Here is a 2641-nt window from a genome sequence, read left to right as displayed (position 1 = left end):
ATACATAGAGCCCGTAACATTTGGTGCTGTGGATTTTCGCGCCAATGTAGATGATTTTACTAAAATAAATGTAATTGAAAAAATGCAGGAAAATAAGATCTTACTTGAGGAGAGATTTTCTGATCATCCATATCCAGTGATGCGCGGAATAATTGATGCACTATTAACAGACGTATCATCAGGCTGTGTCCTACTTGGTCAGCGTAATCTAGACCAGGTTACCACCGCAGCTACATTAGGTGAAAAAATGTCTAAACAAGATGCAGGTTGGGTTAAATCATTGTATTTTAATCCTTAATCAGTTTTAGGAGAACACATAAAAGTAAAATACCATTTTTAATGTAAAAATGTTTTATTGGAGTTTAATCTAAACATATAGTCTTATCCATGTCTCTATTTTCAACCTTGCTGTTCGCTGTGACTCGGGAAGACCATCTTGTCGAAGCCCATATCATAGAACAATTTAGGCCTGGGCGTATGCTCACCATATGCAGTGGTGGGTGTGTTCCACTATCATTAAAAGCCCTCTATTCCTATCTATCTATCACAGCATTTGATCTGAACCCATACCAATTCAGTCACGTCAAAAAAAAAATAATGGCAGTAAACGTATCTGATTTTGATGCATTGAATATCGGGAAACAAAACGACACCAGTCTGAACCAGGCTGGAGAATTCGAACAGATGTTCCAACGTTTACGGGAATCTTTTATACAAAAGGTATCAGGTAACGATAACCTGGAAATATTTTTTAACAATACCACGTCCAATAAAAAAAGAAGGTTTCTGACACAGGCTTGGCAAAAGCACGTGAATATTCGTAAGCCCTTTGCGGATGTTTTTAATGACACGTCCATCGAAGCAGTATTTAGCGATCAGGCTACCAAGCAGGGAATCCCCGGAACATATATAAAATATTTTCAAAAAAAGATCATGGATGAGTTTCAAAAAACAGATTCCTATTTAAATCCTTTTTTACAGCATGTTTTTCAGGGTTATTATTCATCTGAAGCCGCATTCCCATATATGACTCCTGGCTTTAATCAAGAATTGGAATTCATTGAGGGCACTCTATACGATGTACCAGATATTTCATCATATAATTTTGTGAGTCTATCCAATTTATTTGACTGGAGTGAAATCGAATTTGTAGAGAAATGCGCCGACTATCTCTCACAGTTAAAGGCGGGGTCGCCTGTTCTGCTCCGGCAATTAAACAATCATAAAGATTGGATAGATATATTCAAAACCCATTTTAAAGAAGATAAATCATTTGACTCATATTGGCAAACCCATGATAGAAGTATGTTCTATGACCATTTTCGACTATACATCAAAAAATGAATTTGCAGTATCATATAGTTGATGAAACAGGTATCGAACCATTTGTTCCTGAGCTACGTGCTTTGGAAAAGCAAATCGAATATCCTCTAGAGGATGGAGTGGGTGGTTTTACTATTGACCATGGGGATACCTATTACTCCTTTTTTTTACAACAAGGAATCAAAGTAAGGTTTTTAATTATTACTAATAATAATACGGTTGTAGGAAGCATCGCTGGAGTATGGAAACAAATTACCTTTGGTGAAAAAGATTATACGGGACTCTATGCTGCTGATTTAAAGTTAAGCCCTGATTTTCGAAAAAAGGGGATTCATCAAAAGGCCCTTTGGTATCTCTTTATTCGCTGGCCTCTAGTAAAGGATTTTCAAGGGTGGGATTTTGTATATTACTGCACCATGCAACGCGGTGGACAAGGCGTAAATACCGCATTCAAGGGACCGCATCTAGGTAAATTGGCCAACGGAGTCGCAGAAATGAACATATACATAGTGGACCCGAAAAAAATTTCTAGATTGAAATTTGACGATTTTCCAGATCAAGACTTAGAACAAATAAATCTTAGCCCTCACAGACACGAAGATTTACTTTGGAACGATGGTATAAAAAATATTATTTCAACCACAGATAATTCTCTACTTCCACTAGGCCATTTACATCCAAATTTACTAACAAGGATGAGGGAGGGATCCTTGAAGAAAGCACTTGAAAAGATAATGAATAGAACAAATGGGCTAGCTTGTTTTTCAATAGATGTTCGAGATGAAAAAAAAATTCTATGGCTCCAAGACCATGGAATACAGACTAACACCCGATGCAAAATATTTTCTTTTTCTCCGTTTGCCCCTAACTTACGCAAATCAGGTATATTATGTATCTCAACTGGAGAAATTTAAGTGAATAAATATATAGAAAAACTGAAATTAGAAACCCCTATTAATAAACAGCCATTTTTTGAAATGCTCGTAGATGGCAGATTATCCCTAGAAAAATTTCAGGAAACCCAAATTAGGTTTTTAGATGCCGTACTATTTTTTTCACTGCCCATGTTTATATTGGCTAGTAAGATCGATTCTTATGAACAAAGACAAATCGTCATCAATAATATTTTAGACGAGCACGGCAACGGAGATTTGAAAAACGCCCATGGAAATACATTCAAAGAGTATTTATACGATCTAGGTATCGAAAAATCTGAATTGCTTCAACGAAAACCTCACGATGCCGTAATTAATTTTAATCAGACAATAATGAAAACGGTAAAAAACAGAGATATACTTGTTAGTATTGCAATGTTTGG

The 2641-nt window shown here is 36.1% G+C and carries 4 protein-coding genes; all 4 read left to right on the top strand.

Annotated elements, in window-relative coordinates; translation table 11 throughout:
- Positions 1-298, top strand: a 298-nt coding sequence (locus B2Z27_RS13270) for a hypothetical protein (protein ID WP_286814007.1), incomplete at its 5' end; no start/stop codon positions are given.
- A gap of 299 nt (positions 299-597) precedes the next feature.
- Positions 598-1344: a hypothetical protein gene (locus B2Z27_RS13265; protein ID WP_286814006.1), complete on the top strand. Its 747-nt coding sequence runs from the start codon at positions 598-600 to the stop codon at positions 1342-1344.
- Complete coding sequence (locus B2Z27_RS13260; RefSeq protein ID WP_286814005.1) at positions 1341-2237, top strand: hypothetical protein; 897 nt, start codon at positions 1341-1343, stop codon at positions 2235-2237. The genes B2Z27_RS13265 and B2Z27_RS13260 overlap by 4 nt, the downstream gene beginning before the upstream one ends.
- Positions 2238-2641 (top strand): iron-containing redox enzyme family protein (locus tag B2Z27_RS13255; RefSeq protein WP_286814004.1); only part of this gene is annotated, 404 nt, incomplete at its 3' end.

It is taken from the genome of Maribacter sp. UBA3344, from assembly GCF_002362375.1.
Lineage (GTDB): Bacteria > Bacteroidota > Bacteroidia > Flavobacteriales > Flavobacteriaceae > Maribacter > Maribacter dokdonensis.
The sequence above is the reverse complement of the archived record's forward strand: the minus strand, read 5'-3'. Positions and strand labels throughout refer to the sequence as shown.

Excerpts from the sequence above, each read along its gene's own strand:
- B2Z27_RS13265 (WP_286814006.1), top strand. The coding sequence starts at position 598 with ATGGCAGTAAACGTATCTGATTTTGATGCATTGAATATCGGGAAACAA.
- B2Z27_RS13260 (WP_286814005.1), top strand. The coding sequence starts at position 1,341 with ATGAATTTGCAGTATCATATAGTTGATGAAACAGGTATCGAACCATTT.